The following is a 16,286-nucleotide window of genomic DNA, read 5'->3' as shown; positions in this document are numbered from 1 at the left end:
TCGCTCAGCCGCGTGACCCGTTCGCTCAGTTGTTGAGCGAACGGATGAACTGGGCCTGCACCACGTCGATGCCGTTGTTCTCGTCGTCGTTCATGCGGGCGGCGGCGACGGACAACGTGCGCGCGGGCACGAACAGGCCCTCGTCCACGGTGATGCGCGCCGCGTCGCGCACGATGCCGGCCACCTCGGTGTGCGGCCAGACGGGCAGATCGTGGTCGGCGAGCACGCGCGCCGCGTCCTCCACGCTTTCCGGCACGCGGATGCACTGCGAGTCGGCGCGGGCGACGAGCTCCTGCAGTTCGCTTTCCAGAGAGCCGATCTGACCGGGTGCGATGTGGTCGCTCATCAGGTAGGCGGCCACGGCCGTGTCGAAGCGGTCTTGCATCCATTCCGCGTAGGCGAGACGGTAGTAGGCGAACGCGGCGTCGTCGCGGTCGAGCGCCACGTTGAGCGCGTTGAGGCATGCGGCGCGCGCCGAATCCCAATCCTCGCTGCGCGCCAGCTGCACGGCGAGCTTCAGATGCGTGAGCGGGTAGGCGGGCGCGTAGGAGACCATCATGTTGAGGTGTTTGAGCGACGCCTTCGCACCCTTGATCTGGGCGAGCACGTCGGCAAGCTCCATGTGCGCGTAGAACAGGTTGTCGGGGATGAGCACGGTGCGCTCCCCCGGCGTGGCGAACAGCCGGTTGTAGATCACGCGCTCCGCATACGAGTTGAAGTAGCGGGGCACGCCGTCGCCCTTCGCGTAGAGCGCGTCGAGCCGGCCGATCGCCGATTCCGCGGTTTCGAACGCCTGGTCCACCTGTCCGCCGAACAGCAGGTCGCGCGCCTTGAGCCGCTCCCGGTCGAGCTCGTCGGCCATGGCCATCGTGACGGGAGGCGTGTCGCGCCCGTCGATGAGCGCGCTGGTGATGTTCGGCGCCTGTTCGGAAAGCTCCGGGTCGCCGATCATGTCGACGATGCGCATCGCCTCCTTCGCCTTCGCGACGGAGGGCGTCGTCTCGTCGGAGGCGAGACGGTGGAAGTCGGATTCGGCGCGCTGCAGGAGGTCGACGCGTTGGATCGACAGTCCGACCGCGTCCGGCGTGCCGAGCACGCGCGCCGCGGCGGGTGTGAACCGGTGTTCGGAGGATTCGGGCTGCTCCTGCGCGCCGGCGGGCGCGAACCGCTGGTCGCGCAGGTCGAAGCCGGCGTCGACGGGTTTGAGCGCGCCGTCGCCGTCCACGTCCATCACCGCGTCGAACATGCGGTACGTGTCCATCGGATGGTCGAGCGCGTCCTCGCCGATGCGGGCAAGGAACGCGTCGCGCGTGAACGTGACGGTGGCGAGGTTGCGCACGGTCGGATTGCGCTTGAGCACGCTCATCGGATCGTCGTCATCATCCGGATCCGCATCGTCGCCCGCGACGCCCGCGGCAGCCGCGTCGCCGGCGTCACCGTCCGTCGCGGCGATGCCGAACGCGTCGCCGTTCCGACCGTCGTCCCTGCCGTCGCCGGGCATCGCGAACGCGGTCTCGTCGATGTCGACGCCCTGCATGAGGTCCTCGAACCGGCGTTCGATGCTGTCGTCGCCGTCCGTCTCCTCCCCCGCGTCGCCGGACGGCGCCTGGACGTCCGCGCCCGGCTGCGCCGCGTCGGAGACCGGATGCACCGGCGTGTGCGTCGGATCGCCGTGGAAGTCGCCGTCCTTCGGCTCGGCCTTGCCGCGCACCGCGCCCATGCCGCCGGTGTGCATGCGTTCGAACGCCCCCAGCGCCTCGCTCATCATCGCCTCGATGGCGGAATCCTGTTCGGAGACGGCCTCCTCCAGTCCGAGCGAGTCGACGTGCAGCGACACCTCGCGCACCTTGTCGCTCGCGGCGAAGCTCATCGCCGCCATGATCAGGCCGACGCGCAGGTTGTAGGCGGCGCTCATCTCGGCGCGTTCGCTCTCGCTCAGCGACACCCAGCGGTGGTCGGCCTCGTCGTAGCGGGTGGCGGGCATCATCGACACGCCCGCCGTGGTGAATCCGACCGCCACCTGTCCGGCCGCGAGGTTCGAGCGGATCTCCACGTCGAAGCGGTAGGGCAGGCGCAGGCGGCGCACGAGCAGCGCCATGCTCTGCCGGTACACCCATTCCGATCCGGTGTCGCCGTGTTCGCCCGCCTGCTCGCCGATGTGGCGGGCGATGCGGTGCGCCTCGCGCACCAGCGAGGTCATCGCGTTGTGGTCGGCTTCGCGGTCCATCCGCGCGTCGCGTCCCGCGGCCGCGCCGTCGACCGCGTTGCGCGCGCCGGCCGCCGTGTCGTCGTCGCCGTCGGCGTCGTCGGTGCCGAGCGCGATCAGCGCCGGATCGTCGAGCAGTTTCAGGTCGATGGTGGCCGCCTGGGCGCGCGTCACCGTCTCCTCGGTGGGTTCCAGGCCGAGGCGCGCGTTGCGTTCCAGCCACGCGCTCACCGAGGCGAACCGGTTGAGATTGCCTTCGATGGCGAGCGCGCGCAGCGCCGGCGCGAGTGACAGGGACGAATCCCAGGTGAAGAAGTAGGAGCCGGAGTAGCTGGACGTGTACAGGTGCAGCGGTTCCGCGCCGTGCACGGCCTCGAGTCCGGGCGCCTCGTCGAGCGCGCCGGCCTCGTGCATGAGTTCGGCGAAATGGTCCTCGAGACCGGAGACGCGCATGCCGTGCGCGCGCACTTCGAGCATGTCGCGCACGGACCGGCGGATCGCGCCCATCGGCGCCTCGCGGTTGAGCCGGCGGAAGATGTTGCCCGCGCCGAAGCCGACGAGCATGCCGCGCATCTGGGGCAGCATGTAGGCGGCGAAGAACGCGATGGCGACGGCGTCGCGGAATTCAAGGCCTTCGCGCATGTCGCGGCGCAGCGGGTAGCGCATCTGCTCGAGCGTGTAGGTGCCGTCCCGGCCGTCGCGCCGCCATGAGGCGAGCCAGGTCAGACGTCCCGTGTCGTCGCGGCCGACGATGCCGCCGCCGACCCGGTCGCGCCGCGGTTCGCGGGTGAGCATGAACCGCGGCTCCATGCCCTGGACGTCCATGCCGATCTCGGTGCCGACATACACGCGTCCCTTGCCGTCCGCGTAGGCGATCTGCGAGAAGTGGTCGCGGTCGGCGAACACGCCGAGCGAGAAGCCCGCGCCCGCGCCGTTGCCGCCGAGGCCGGCCTTCGACGGCAGCTGCGCCCAGCCGAGCGTGAGCCGGCCGGGCACGTCGTCGAAGTCGAGTTGGCGACGTTTGACGAGCGGGCCGAGACGGCGCGAATGGCTGGCGAGCTCCTGCGCCACGTCCATTTCGGTGCGGGTCCCGGACGATTCACGCAGGAATCCCGCGGCGGCCGCCTCCTGCGCCGCCTTGTCGATGGTCGCGCCGAACGGGTCCGCGGATTCGAGCATCCCCCGGCCCGAACGCGTCAGGCGCCTGGCAAGCCCACGTACCCGCCCCATCGCGGCCTTCCATGGTTCCGAGGGGCTTTCGTGGTGGTGTGACTTGCGTACTGACATGCCTCACATTGTTCCAACGCAACCCGACATGGAGCCGGTCGTGAAGCCCTGAGAATAACTGCCTATAGAATGGTCGCGTGCCTCATCTTCCCCATCCGTTCGCCAAGGGTTCGCGCCGCCGCGCGGCCGTCGCCGTGATCGCCGCCGTACTCGTCGTGCTCGCCGTCGAATGCGTGGGGTTCAATCTGCCGTTCTGGCGCACGCTCGGGGCGAGCACCGATTCCGCCTCCTACGAGAACACGATGGGACCGGGGCTCGAACGCACGGACACGGGGCTCCTGCGCGTCACCGATCCGACGGCGGCCTGGCTCGAGGTGAAGGCGGACGGCTCGTCGGACTATGCGCGCGTGGACGCGTTGGAGCCGAAGCAGGACGCGCTTCGCGTCATCCATCTGCGCGCCTCGTTCGTCTCGGGTTCGTCCGCGGGCGACGACGCCGAAAACGGCGACGCGACGGCGACGCGGTCGGTGTCGGTGTCGCCCGCCTCGCCGCGTTCGCTGTTCCTCAAGGCGCCCGGCTCCGGCGTGATGCGCGTATGGGTCCAGGAGGCGAAGGGCTCGGTCATCCCGATCGAGGCGATCCGCGCGAACGTGCGCATCCCGTTCTCGTTCAGCCCCGCGCGTGTGGCGCTCATGCTGGCCGCGCTGCTGGCGGTCGCGCTGTGGCGTCCCGGCTCACGGCTGTGGCGGATCGCGCTCGACCCGTCGAGCCGCGCGCAGCGTCTCGCGTTCGCCGGTCTGGTCGCCCCGTTCGCCGTATGCACCGCCGTGAACGTGATCTGGCAGATGCGTTACGCGACGCCGTTGTCGTTCCACCAGCCCGGCGGCTACACGTACGACATCGACCAGTACGGCCATCTCGCCGACGCGCTCCTTAACGGCCATGTCTCGCTCGATCTCATCGTGCCGGAGGCGCTCGCCGCCGCCCCGGACCCGTACGACGTGGCGACGCGTTCGCGTCTGCTCGCCGGGGGCGTCAGTCCGATCTATTGGGATTACGCGTATTACGACGGCCACTGGTATTCGTATTTCGGCGTGGTTCCGGCGGCGGTCCTGTTCGCCCCCTACCGTGCGCTGACCGGCCGCATGCTGTCAAGCGCGGCGGCCGTCCACCTGCTCATGTTCGTCGCGCTGGTGTTCGTCTGGCTGCTCACGATCCGTCTGATCGCCCGTCTCGCGCCGCGCACGTCGCTCGCGGCCACGTCGATGATGCTGCTGTTCGTGCCGTTGGCCGCCGACTTCCCGTATCTCGCCTACCGTACGAACTTCTATTCGGTGCCGTTCGCGGCCTCACTCGCGTTCACCGCCGCGGGATTGTGGCTATGGGTGGGCGCTTCGACCGTGAAACGTCCGTTGAATCCCGCCGACCGGTGGCGCATGGACGGCGCGCCGGAGCTGTCGCTGCCCCGGCTGGGGCTCGGCGCGTGTCTCATCGCCGTGAACTTCGGCTGCCGCCCCACGTTCTGTCTGGCCGCGATGCTCGGCTTCCCCCTGTTCTGGCCGCAGATCCGCGCGATGGCCGCGAATCTCAAAGCGCGCCGCGTGCGCGTGAGGCACGCGCTGCGCGCCCCGCTCGTGGTGCTCGCCGCGGCGGCGGTCCCGTTGCTGCCGCTCGCCGCCTACAACCACGCCCGTTTCGGTTCGTTCCTCGAATTCGGCAACGACTACCAGTTCACGGTGACGGACATGACGACGTTCCGGCAGCCGATCGCCGACATCCCCGCGATGGTCGGCTACTATCTGGCCCTGCCGCTCAGGATCGTGCGTGATTTCCCGTTCGTGGCGCTCTCCCCCGCGCCGCTCGGCGAATGGGCGTTCGCGGAGCCGATGGTCGGCGGCCTGTTCGTGCTGTGCCCGCTGCTGCTCGCCGTGTTCGCGCTGCCGTTCCTCATGCGGTGCCCCCACCTCTCCCCCCTCATGCCGGTGATGGCGACCGCGGCGGTGCTCGCCCTGTTCATCACCGTGTTCGACGCGTCGAGCGCCGGCCTGGGATGGCGCTATATGGGCGATTTCGGATGGCTGTTCGCGTTGGCGGCGTTGCCCGGCCTGCTGCGGGCGGTGAACGGCGCCGGCGACGGCTCCGCGCCGGCCTCCACCGGGACGAGGATCGTGCGGGTCGTCGTGCTCGCTGTGCTCGCCGCCACGGTGCTGGTCAACGTGCTGTGCCTGTTCACGCCCGGCAGGCAGGATCAGATGATCGGCACGAGCCCGGGTCTCTTCCACGACGTGATGACCTGGTTCACGCTCTGACGCGGTCCTCCCTCCCCTCCCATCGGAGGCGGCGCCGGACCTTCGACTTTCAGGCAAATCCCAGTGGAACCCCAAGAATTCCAAGGGCGCGGGCATAATACTGAGTGGGTCAGTGTGCAATAGCGTCCGCAGCCAGAAAGCCGGAATCATCACAATGAAGCGAACAGCAAACAGCAATCTCGTATTGAAGATCGTGGCGGCAGCCGTCACACTCGCCGTCGCATGCGGCCTGTGCCTCGTCACGCAGGACAACGTCGACGCGGCGATCAAGGAGCATCGCGTCGAACGACTCAACGCGCGCATCGAGAACATCTACACCGCCGACTACCAGAAGATGGCCGACGAGAACCTCGCCGTGGCGCGCGACAAGTCGGCCGCCACGCTCGACGACCCGTTCGTCGAGGAGAACCCGTACGGCACGAACACCACGTCCCTGTACGTCTACTTCACGACGGACCAGAAGACCAGCGTCTCCTACACGGTGAGCGCGGCCGGATACCCGGACTTCTCCGCCACCGCCGAACAGGGCGACGACTACGCGACGACGCACGAGTTCCTCGTGCTCGGCCTCATCCCGAACGTGAAGAACACGATCACGCTCACGTTGAAGGACTCGTCCGGCGCGACCGTCGCCACCAAGCAGATCACGCACAAGGGCGCGAAGATCCTCGGCGAGGAGGAGGTGCGGCTCGAACAGCCGGTCGAGCCGACGAGCGAGGCCACGCAGGCGCTCGGCAACGGCCTGTACGCGATTCTCGGCAACGACTCCAACGACCAGGACTTCATGTACTACTACGACGTGAACGGCGTGCTGCGCGGCGAGGTGCCGGTGCTCTACTACCGTTCGCACCGTCTCCTGTTCGACGACAATGGCCTCATGTGGTTCTCCGCCTCGACGAAGCACTTCGTCGGCATGAACCGTCTCGGCAAGCTGGAGAAGATCATCGACTTGGGCGACCGGTTCATCCTCCACCACGACTACGCGCTCGATTCGGACGGCAACATCGTGTCCCTCGCCACCGATCTGACCCGTTCCGACCACGCGGTCCAGGACCAGGTCATCAAGGTGGACACGACGACCGGCAAGGTGACCCAGCTCATCGACTTCGGCGACATGTTCCCCGACTACAAGGCGTCCACCGACCATTCCGGCATCGACGAATCCGACCCGACCGCCACGAACCGCTGGGACTGGATCCATTTCAACACAATCCAGCTGCTGCCCGACGGCTCCGCGCTGTTCTCCGCGCGCGAGACCCCACCATCATCAAGGTGGACGACGTGGAGGGCACGCCGAAGCTCGACTGGATGATCGGCGAGCCGACCGTGTGGGACGGCACCTCCTACAAGAAGTCGTTCCTCACCAAGATGGGCGACTTCGGCGACACGGGCGGCCAGCACTCGATCACCTACGAGGAGGACCCGTCGCTGCCCGACGGCCAGTACTACATCTACATGTTCGACAACAACTTCGGCTACGCGATGACCCGCCCCGACTTCGACTGGACGACGATCAAGGGCATCTCCACCGCGCAGAGCTCGAAGGACCCGGACTCCCGCTCCCAGTTCCGCAAGTACCTAGTGGACGAGAAGGCCGGCACGTACACCGAGGTACAGTCGTTCGACGTGCCGTACTCCCCGTACGTGAGCTCCTCGCAGGAGATCACCGATTCCATCAACCTGGTGGACACGGGCATGCAGGGCGTGCTCGGCGTGTACGACGACGCCGGCAACCTGCAGGCGCAGTACAAGATGGCCCTGTCCACCGGCTACATCTACCGCGTCTACCACTACGATTTCAAGGGCTTCTACTTCGCCTGACGGCCCGATCCACCCCAGCTCCGGCCCCCTCAGTCGGCCTCCGGCCGCCAGCTCCCCCTAAAAGGGGGCGCAACAGTGGGATGCTCCCCCTTTTAGGGGGAGCTGTCCGCGCAGCGGACTGAGGGGGTGCACCACGCGACCCCTCAAGGCGCATCGGCCCATGCCACTTACTACAGTAGGCGGCATGGGCTTTTTCTTTTCCCGCAGACCCGCCGCGAAGCCGGCGTCGCTCACCTTCACGCTCTCCGGCGCCGGTCACGTCTACGATGACGGCCACGTGGGCCTGAACCCCACGGACCTGACGATCGGCGAGAAGCGCGTCGCGATCATCGGCCTCAACGGCTCCGGCAAATCCACGCTGCTCGGCCTGCTTGACGGCTCGCTCAAGCCGTCCGCCGGCACGGTCACGATCACCGGCGGCGACCGGACCGATCCGGCCGCCGCCACGCTCGACACCTCGTCGAAGAAGGATCTCAGGACGGTCGACGAATGGGTGGGCAAGGTGCGCCGCGAGGAGATTCCGAACGTGTTCTACCGTGCGCAGGACATCACGCAGGCGGTGGACGAATCGTTGAAGAAGCACAAGATCGCGGACGCGGAGCGCGCGGCGCGCATCGGCAACCTGTTCGCGCATTTCGGCCTGCAGCGCCTGCGCAAGGCGAAGGCGGCGGAGCTCGATTCGGAGAAGCGCCATCTGCTCGCCATCGCGGCGGCGCTCGCGTTCGACCCGGCGGCGATCGTCGCGGACGAGCCGTCGAAGGGATTGGACGAGATCGGCACGCGCCATGTGGCCGAGGCGTTGTTCACCTACGACAAGCAGGTGATCGTCGCCACGCATGACACGGACATGATCGTCCGCCCCGAATACGCGATCGACCGCACGCTCGTGCTCGACGCGCAGCACGTGGTCTTCGACGGCTCCCCGGCCGACGCCGTCGCCTTCTACATGGATCTGATTCGCAAACGCTACGAGGCGGCGAAGTCGGCGGCGTGAGACCGGTCCGCCGTCATCGGGATAGCCGTCGCCGCCGTCACGTTCGCCGTCAGCCGAGGTCGAGCATCGCGGCGACCGTGTCGAGCACGGCCGTCACGTTCGCGCGGAACTCGTCCGCCTCGGGCAGCAGCGACAGCGCGAGATAGCCGTTCGTCGTCATGTCGAAGAAGTAGCCGGGTTGTCCGGTGAGACGCCTGGTCCCGATGAGTCTGAGTACGAGCTCGTTCTCGTCGATGACGGCCGGTACGCGCAGCAGCACGTTCCAGCCGCCCTCCGCGCGCAGCACGTCGACGAGTCCGTGCTCGTCGCGTGCGAGCAGCGCGTGCAGGGTGGCGAGGTTGGCGCGCACACGGTCGCGCACGCGCGCCGTCTGGTGCGGCGCGACCGACAGCAGTTCGGGCAGCCGGTCGGCGATGATGTCGCTCATCGGCAGATAGTCGTCGGCGATGACGTCGAGTCGGCGCTGCGCCTCGCGCACGTCGTCCTCCGGCCCGGAGACGCGGATCCAGCCGACTTTGGCGTGCGGCGCGGCGAGCATCTTGGAGAAGCCGTCGAGCGCGAACGTGAGCGCGCCGGGCTCCCCCGCGAGCCGCGCGTTGCCGTCGAACGGCTCCAGCGCGTAGTCGTAGAACACCTCGTCGGCGATGATGGCGATGCCGCGTTCCCGGCACAGGCGCACGAGCGTGGCGCGCTCTTCCGGTTTCACGTAGGAGCCGGTCGGATTGTTCGGGTTGATGAGGACGAGCGCGCGGATGCGGTCGCCCTCCTGCGAGTAGAGCAGCTCCTCGATGGCGGCGGTGTCGATGTACCAGGAGCCGTCGAACTGGAGTTGGTATTCGATCGTGTCGACGCATTCGAGGCGCGCGATCGATTCGATGAGCGGATAGCCGGGCTTCGGGGCGAGCACCGCGTCACCGGCGTCGCACAGCAGTTTGATGAGCCACGAATACGCCTGCGACGTGGAGCTCAGCAGGTACAGCGAATCCGGGTCGATGTCCCCTTCTTCTTGGCCCCCGCCGGCGGGGGCTGTCCGCGAAGCGGACTGGGGGTGGTTCCCGCTTCCGAGGAAGCGGGCCAGCGACTCCCTCGCCGCACGCGGCCCGCGCGGCTCCGCCGTATACTCCCCCGGTACCTCGGCCGGGGCGAGCCCGTGCCTGGTCGGGTTGGAATCGTTGAGCTTGCCGAGCGTCACGCCCTGCGCGCGTGCCTCGGCTTCGGCGGCGGCAATCGGGTTGGGCGCGGAGATGTCCACGCGGGAGGAGAATCGAACGGTCATGCCTCCACTGTAGCGCGGGCGACGAAAAGGGCCGTCCGGAACGGATCCGGGCGGCCCCATGCCGTCTTCGGAAGACGGCGATCGGACTCAGTGCTGCTTGGTGCTCGCGTAGTAAGCGGCGCCGACGATGCCGGCCTCGTTGCGCAGCGCGGCGGGCACGATCGGGGTCTTGATCTCGATGAACGGCAGGAACTTGTCCGCCTTGCGGCTCACGCCGCCGCCGACGACGAACAGATCCGGGTTGAAGTACTTCTCCAGCAGACCGTAGTACTTGGTGAGGCGCTTCGCCCACTTCTTGTAGCCGAGGTCCTCCTGCTCGCGGATGGAGCTGGCCGCGTACTTCTCCGCGTCCGGGTGCTTGTCGGAGAGAATGAGGTGGCCGAGCTCGGTGTTGGGCACGAGCACGCCGTCGATGATGAGCGCGGTGCCGATGCCGGTGCCGAGCGTCGTGGCGATGACGAGGCCGTCCTTGCCCTTGGCGGCGCCGAACTGCTGTTCGGCGAGGCCCGCGGCGTCCGCATCGTTGACGACGGTGACGGGGCGGCCGGCGGCCTCGGAGAACACTGCGGTCACGTCGACGCCGACCCACGACTGGTCGAGGTTGGCCATGAAGTCGAGCGGCTTGCCCGGCTTGATCGGTGCCGGGAACGCGATGCCGACCGGAGCGGATTCGGGCACTTCGAAGTGGTCGAGCTGCTGGCGCACGATCTTGGCGACCGCGTCCGGAGTGGACACCTCGGGGGTGAGGATCTTGAGTCGGGGTTCGGCGAATTCGCCCTTCTCCAGGTTGACGGGTGCGGCCTTGATGCCGGAGCCGCCGATATCGATGCCGAACGCCTGCGCGGTTTCAATCATCGTCGATTCTCCTCCTTGTATTGGATTTCCTAACCGTTACCTGCATCGTACCGCCCTCGCATCCCAAACAGCGGACGAACGCCCGCATGTCGCGCACACGTTTGCACCGTCGCCGCATCGTGCGGTGCCATAATGCGGTGCCATAATGGGAGGCATGGCAGAACACACGCAACTGATCGATGCGGTGAACATCCGCACCGCCATCCGCTCCTACGACGACGAACCGATCGACGACGACACGGCCCGTCAGCTCGACATGACCCTCGCGCCGTTGAATCTCCTCGGAGACCTGCATCTCCAGCTGGTGCGCAACCACCCGGAGGTGTTCGCGGAGGCGAACGCCTCCGGACATCTCAGGAACGCGGCGAACTATCTGGCCATCGTCGGCCCGAAGAACGACGCCGAGGCCAAGGAGCGCGCCGGCTTCTACGCGGAGCGCGCCGTGCTCGCCGCGACCTTGAGGGGCCTGGGCACCCTGTGGGTGGCGGGCAGCTGGGACCGCGCGGAGGCGGCGAGGCATTGCCATATCCGCAACGGCGAGGAGCTGTACCTCGCCGTGGTGATCGGCCACCCGGAGCATCATGTGGAGCGCCTGGCGAAGTCGTATGAGGAGCTCGTCGAGTTCCAGCGCACGCATCGTCCCACGAAGTCGTATGAGGAGTTCACCGCCGGCATGTCCGACGAGGCGCGCGAGGCGGCGCCGGCATGGTTCAAGGCGGGCGTCGAGGCGGCGATGAAGGCGCCGAGCGCGATGAACCGCCAGCCGGTCACGTTCACCTACGATGCCGACGACGATACGGCGGCCGCGCACATCGATCCGGCCGCGGGCGACGGGCATTGGGCGCTCAACGATCTGGGCATCGCGAAGCTGCACTTCCAGATCGGTGCCGGCCAGGGCCGGTGGGCGTGGGGCGACGGCGGCCTGTTCCTGCACAAGTAGGCTCCCGCCCGGAATCACCGCCAAACGACCGTATCAACGGCCCTCCGCATCGACACGCGCGTCATGCGGAGGGCCGCTTCGCATGCGACGGGTTTTCCGCACAGTGAAACGGGATTTGCGCGAAATCCACGGTCACGCGTATACAGTGTCTTGTCAGTTTCAGGGAAGGTGCGATTCCTTACTGGCGGTAACCCGGCCCCCGGGATTCACAACGGGAGGCGTCGGGAAGCCCGCGAACCGCGAAAGCGGCCGATCCGGTGCGAATCCGGAGCCAACGGTCATAGTCCGGATGGGAGAAACGGAGAGCTCGGCATGAGCGTATCTTCTGATAATCATTTCCAGTCCAAGACGGTCGACCACGCCACCGGCACGCACGCCACGGGCGTCGCGGATTCCGGCCGCTGGTCCACCCGCCGCATCGCCGTCTACGCGCTGTTCGTCGCGTTGGCGATCGTCACCAGCTTCATCGAACTGCCGATCTTCCCGGCGGCCCCGTATCTGAAGTACGATCCGTCCGGCATCGTGAGCCTCATCGCCGGTTTCGCGTTCGGTCCGGCCGCCGCGGCCATCGTCTCCGTGCTCGGCTTCCTGCCGCACGCGTTCACCGATCCGTGGGGTGCGCTCATGGCGATTCTCGTCGCGCTCGCGCTGTCGCTGCCCGCGTCCGTCATCTACCGTCGCGACCGCACGCGCAAGGGCGCGATCATCGGCATCGTCGTGGGCGCGGTCGTCGCGCTCGCCGCGGCCATCCTCGGCAACCTCGTCATCACGCCGATCTACGCGCACATGACCGTCGCGCAGGTCGCCGCCATGATCGTGCCGATCCTGCTGCCGTTCAACGTGCTCAAGTTCGCAATCCATGCGGTCGTCACGTTCCTCATCTACAAGCCGATCACCAAGCTGCTCGACAAGTAACCGACGACCGTGAACCTCGCCGAACTCGACCACATCCGCTTCAGCTACGACGGCGGCGCCACCTGGGCGCTCGACGACGCCTCCCTGACCGTACGGGAAGGCGACTACATGGCGCTCACCGGCGCGAACGGATCGGGCAAATCGACGCTCGCCCGTCTCGTCGCCGGTCTCGCCGCGCCTGACGCAGGCACCGTGATCCTGCTCGGACATACCGTCTTCTCCGACGCCGGTCCCGACGCGGACGCCTATCGTGCGGCCCGTCGGGGCATCGGCGCCGTGTTCCAGAATCCGGAGGACCAGCTCGTCACCACCGTGCTCGAGGACGATGTGGCGTTCGGACCGGAGAATCTCGGCATACCGCGCGACGGCGACGACGGCAACGGGCGTGGCGGCATCGGCGAGCGCATCGCCGAATCATTGCACGCCGTGCGGCTGGACGACATGCGCCGCGCGAACCCGATCCGCATGAGCGGCGGCCAGCAGCAGCGCGCCGCCATCGCCGGCATGCTCGCCATGCGCCCACGCCTGCTCGTGCTCGACGAGCCGACCGCCATGCTCGACCCGCTGGCACGACGCGAGGTGATGGACGTGCTCGACGAGCTGCACGCCGCCGGCACGACCATCGTCCACGTGACGCACCATCCGGACGAGATCGCGCGGGCGGGTCGCGTCGTGCGGCTCGAACATGGTCGGATGGCGGACGACGACGCGCATCCTTCGTTCCCGCCGGCGGGGGATCCCGCGAAACGGGCGGGGGTGGTCCCGCGACAGGCGACGCACTCCCACGCCACCGACATCATGCTGTCCGTCTCCCACGTCTCCTACGCCTACGCCGGCGGCGGGCCAATCCTCGACGACGTGTCGCTTAGGATCCGCCGTGGCGAGACGGTGGCGCTGATGGGCGCGAACGGTTCCGGCAAGTCGACGCTGCTGCGGCTCGTGTGCGCGCTCGCCAAGCCGGATTCCGGTTCGATCATCGTGGACGGCATCCGCGTCGAGGAGGCGAAACGGCGCGACCTCGCCGCGCTGCGCCGCACGGTGGGGCTCGTCATGCAGCATCCGGAACGCCAGCTGTTCGCCGATACGGTGCGTGACGACGTGGCGTACGGCCCCACGAATCAGCGGCTGCCGCGGACCGAAATCGACGAGCGCGTGGATTGGGCGCTGCGGGTCGCACGTCTGGACGGTCTCGCCGACCGTTCCCCGTTCGATCTGTCGGGTGGACAGCAGCGGCTCGCCGCCATCGCCGGCGTCATCGCGTGCAGGCCGAAGCTGCTGGTCATGGACGAGCCGACCGCGGGTCTTGACGCGGACGCGCGCGAACGCATCTACCGGCTCGTCGACGAGCTCAAGACGCAGGGCGTGACCATCCTCGTCGTCACCCACAGCCATCAGGAGGCCCGTCGCATGGCCGACCGCATCGTCGATATGGCGGCGTTGTCGGCGTCCGATGCCGGTACAACGCACGACGCGCTCGGCATCCCCGCGGGCGCGGATGCGCCACAGGACGTTTCACAAGGCGTTTCACAATACGTTTCACGGGATGTTCCACGCGCCGGCGCCCGGACCGCCGCCAAGTCCTCCCCCATGGCCCGTCTCGACCCGCGCGTCAAGATGGTGGCGTTCCTCGTCGCCATGTTCTCCGCGTTCGCGATCGGGAACGCATGGCAGCTGCTGCTCGGCGCGGCGTTCACCGCCGGCGTGGCCACGGCCGCACGCATCAGACCAGCACGGCTACTCGGCTCGGTGAGGATGTTCCTCGGCCTGTTCACGGTGATGGGGCTGCTCAACATGTTCTTCGTGCGCACCGGCGACACGCTGTTCACGTTGGGTCCCATCCCCGTGACGGACGACGGCGTGGCCACGGCCGTGCTGTACACGTGCCGTTTCGCGCTCGTCATCATCCTGGGCGCGGTGTTCCTCGCGACGACCACCCCCACCGCGATCACCGACGCGTTCGCCTCGCTTCTCTCACCGTTGCACCGGCTCGGCGTGCACACGCAGGAGATCGCACTCGTGCTGAGCCTCGCCCTGCGGTTCATCCCCACGCTGGCCGTGGAGGCGCAGGCCGTGGCGGACGCGCAGGCGGCGCGCGGCGGTTCGATCGAGACGGGGACGCTCCCGCAGCGGGTGAGGGCGATGACGGCGATCATCGTTCCGATCTTCGCCGGCGCGCTGCGTCACGCGGACAACCTCTCGCTTGCGTTGGATGCCCGCTGCTATGAGGAGGGCGCCCGCCGCACGCACTGGCGCGTGATGCGGGTCGCCGCACGCGACGTGGCGTTCGCCGCCGTGCTCGTCCTCTATCTGGCCGCGCTCGCCGCGCTGTCCGTGCTGGCCTGACGGTTCCGTCTGACGGAACCGGCCCGACGGGAACCGGCCTGACGGGAACCGGCCGACGGGAACCGATGCCCGGCCTCAATCGCAATCACATCGCGAACGGCTCGTAGTAGATGTCGTCGGCGTTGACGCCCCGCTTGAGCAGGAACGCACGCCACGCCCTGAGCATCCCGTAGGGGCCGGCGATGAGGTAGAGCGCGCCCGGACGCATGGCGTCGGCGACGTCCTTCTCCTCGAAACGGCCGCCGGCGCGCAGGGTGACGTGCACGTTGGCGTGGTCGTGGTCCATCGCGCGCAGGTCGTCCGCATGCACGAGGTCCTGTTCGCCGCGCGCGCCGTAGAGCAGGGTCACGCTTCTGCCGGTCGGCGCATACGCCTCGATGAGCGACAGCAGCGGCGTCACGCCGATGCCGCCACCGAGCATGACCAACGGCGCGCCGTCCGCATGTTCGTCGATGAAGCGACGGTAGCGGCCGTAGCTCGGCTGCACGAGCGCCGGCGTGCCCACGGGCAACGTGGCGATGCGGCGCGTGAAATCGCCGTCGGCGCGGATGTCGAAGCGCATGGGCACCAGTCCGGAACCCGTCTGCGCGCCGACGGCCGTGTTGATCATCGAGAACGGATGGTATTCACGCATGCCCTTCGTCTCGGGGAAGCGGATGAACGTGAAATCGCCGGGCTCCCATCGGGCGTCCTTGGCGGGCACGTCGAGGGTGAGCTCGGTGACGCCCGGCGCGACCTGACGCACGTCGGCCACACGGGCGGCGACGGCACCGGCGCGCTGGCGGATTTTGGAGACCACGTACCAGACGAACACGGCCACGGTGGCGGCATCGAACAGGATGATGAACGGCAGATCGTCGCGCACGAACGCGATGGACTGCACGTGCAGGAAGATGAGCGCCACGGCCACGAGGTTGAGACGGTGGATCCACACGCTCGACTCATGACGGAACACCCGTTCCAAGGCGCGCTTGAGCGAGGCCACCCACCGCACGCGGGCCGACAGCCATCCGGCCATGAACACCAACGAGTAGACGGCGAGGAAGATGAACAGGTAGAGGCCGGCGCCTCCGAACAGTTTGGTCAGGCCTTCTGCGGGCAGCAGGTTGGCGTGCAGGAACGCGAGCGCGATGGCCAACAGGCTCAGCACGCCGTGGATCATATACATGTGGGGAAGACCCACCGTGCGGTCCACCCAACGCGGCCGTCCGGCCAGGTAGACGGCGGTGAGCATCCACACGTACGCGACGACGCCGATGCCGATGCCGGCGGACATGTCCGCGAAGAACGCGGGCATTCCGGCTCTCAGCGCGGCGAGGAACGGCAGCGGGATGACGAACAGCGCCACCACCCAGGCGAGGGCGGTGGATGTGGTGATGCGTCGCAGCATGGTTGCGATG

9 protein-coding genes, 1 pseudogene and 1 riboswitch are annotated in these 16,286 nt (G+C 68.0%); of the genes and pseudogenes, 6 read left to right on the top strand and 4 right to left on the bottom strand.

Annotated features, from left to right (window positions below; translation table 11 throughout):
• Positions 1 to 25: 25 nt before the first annotated feature.
• Complete coding sequence (locus AC1AYX_RS02700) at positions 26 to 3,436, bottom strand: tetratricopeptide repeat protein (protein WP_476502065.1); 3,411 nt, start codon at positions 3,434 to 3,436, stop codon at positions 26 to 28.
• 134 nt (positions 3,437 to 3,570) lie between these two features.
• On the opposite strand from AC1AYX_RS02700, the gene AC1AYX_RS02695 reads away from it, so the two are divergent.
• The 3 genes and pseudogenes from AC1AYX_RS02695 to AC1AYX_RS02685 all read left to right on the top strand — a co-directional run bounded on the left by AC1AYX_RS02695 (position 3,571) and on the right by AC1AYX_RS02685 (position 8,557).
• A complete protein-coding gene (locus AC1AYX_RS02695) occupies positions 3,571 to 5,742 on the top strand; it encodes a hypothetical protein (protein ID WP_476502064.1) in 2,172 nt (723 codons plus the stop codon).
• Between the two features lie 154 nt (positions 5,743 to 5,896).
• Positions 5,897 to 7,563, top strand: a pseudogene (locus AC1AYX_RS02690) (aryl-sulfate sulfotransferase).
• A 184-nt stretch (positions 7,564 to 7,747) separates the two neighbouring features.
• Positions 7,748 to 8,557, top strand: coding sequence for an ATP-binding cassette domain-containing protein (locus tag AC1AYX_RS02685; RefSeq protein ID WP_476502063.1), 810 nt, complete (start codon positions 7,748 to 7,750; stop codon positions 8,555 to 8,557).
• A 49-nt stretch (positions 8,558 to 8,606) separates the two neighbouring features.
• On the opposite strand, the gene AC1AYX_RS02680 is transcribed toward AC1AYX_RS02685, so the two are convergent.
• A complete protein-coding gene (locus AC1AYX_RS02680; RefSeq protein WP_476502062.1) occupies positions 8,607 to 9,833 on the bottom strand; it encodes a pyridoxal phosphate-dependent aminotransferase in 1,227 nt (408 codons plus the stop codon).
• A gap of 87 nt (positions 9,834 to 9,920) precedes the next feature.
• Entirely contained in the window at positions 9,921 to 10,688 is a 768-nt protein-coding gene (ppgK, locus tag AC1AYX_RS02675; RefSeq protein ID WP_476502061.1) for a polyphosphate--glucose phosphotransferase, read from the bottom strand.
• A 154-nt stretch (positions 10,689 to 10,842) separates the two neighbouring features.
• Between ppgK and AC1AYX_RS02670 the strand changes: the two genes are divergently transcribed.
• The 3 genes from AC1AYX_RS02670 (at position 10,843) to AC1AYX_RS02660 (ending at position 14,886) form a co-directional block, all read left to right on the top strand.
• Positions 10,843 to 11,628: a nitroreductase family protein gene (locus AC1AYX_RS02670; protein WP_476502060.1), complete on the top strand. Its 786-nt coding sequence runs from the start codon at positions 10,843 to 10,845 to the stop codon at positions 11,626 to 11,628.
• 151 nt (positions 11,629 to 11,779) lie between these two features.
• Positions 11,780 to 11,933, top strand: a riboswitch (FMN riboswitch).
• Positions 11,934 to 11,940: 7 nt separating this feature from the next.
• A complete protein-coding gene (locus AC1AYX_RS02665) occupies positions 11,941 to 12,543 on the top strand; it encodes an ECF transporter S component (protein WP_476502059.1) in 603 nt (200 codons plus the stop codon).
• Positions 12,544 to 12,552: 9 nt separating this feature from the next.
• A complete protein-coding gene (locus tag AC1AYX_RS02660; protein ID WP_476502058.1) occupies positions 12,553 to 14,886 on the top strand; it encodes an energy-coupling factor transporter ATPase in 2,334 nt (777 codons plus the stop codon).
• Positions 14,887 to 14,971: 85 nt separating this feature from the next.
• Here AC1AYX_RS02660 and AC1AYX_RS02655 read toward each other — a convergent pair whose 3' ends face one another.
• Entirely contained in the window at positions 14,972 to 16,276 is a 1,305-nt protein-coding gene (locus tag AC1AYX_RS02655; RefSeq protein ID WP_476502057.1) for a ferric reductase-like transmembrane domain-containing protein, read from the bottom strand.
• Positions 16,277 to 16,286: the final 10 nt, after the last annotated feature.

The organism is Bifidobacterium sp. LH_419 (assembly GCF_056356955.1).
The sequence above is the reverse complement of the archived record's forward strand: the minus strand, read 5'-3'. Positions and strand labels throughout refer to the sequence as shown.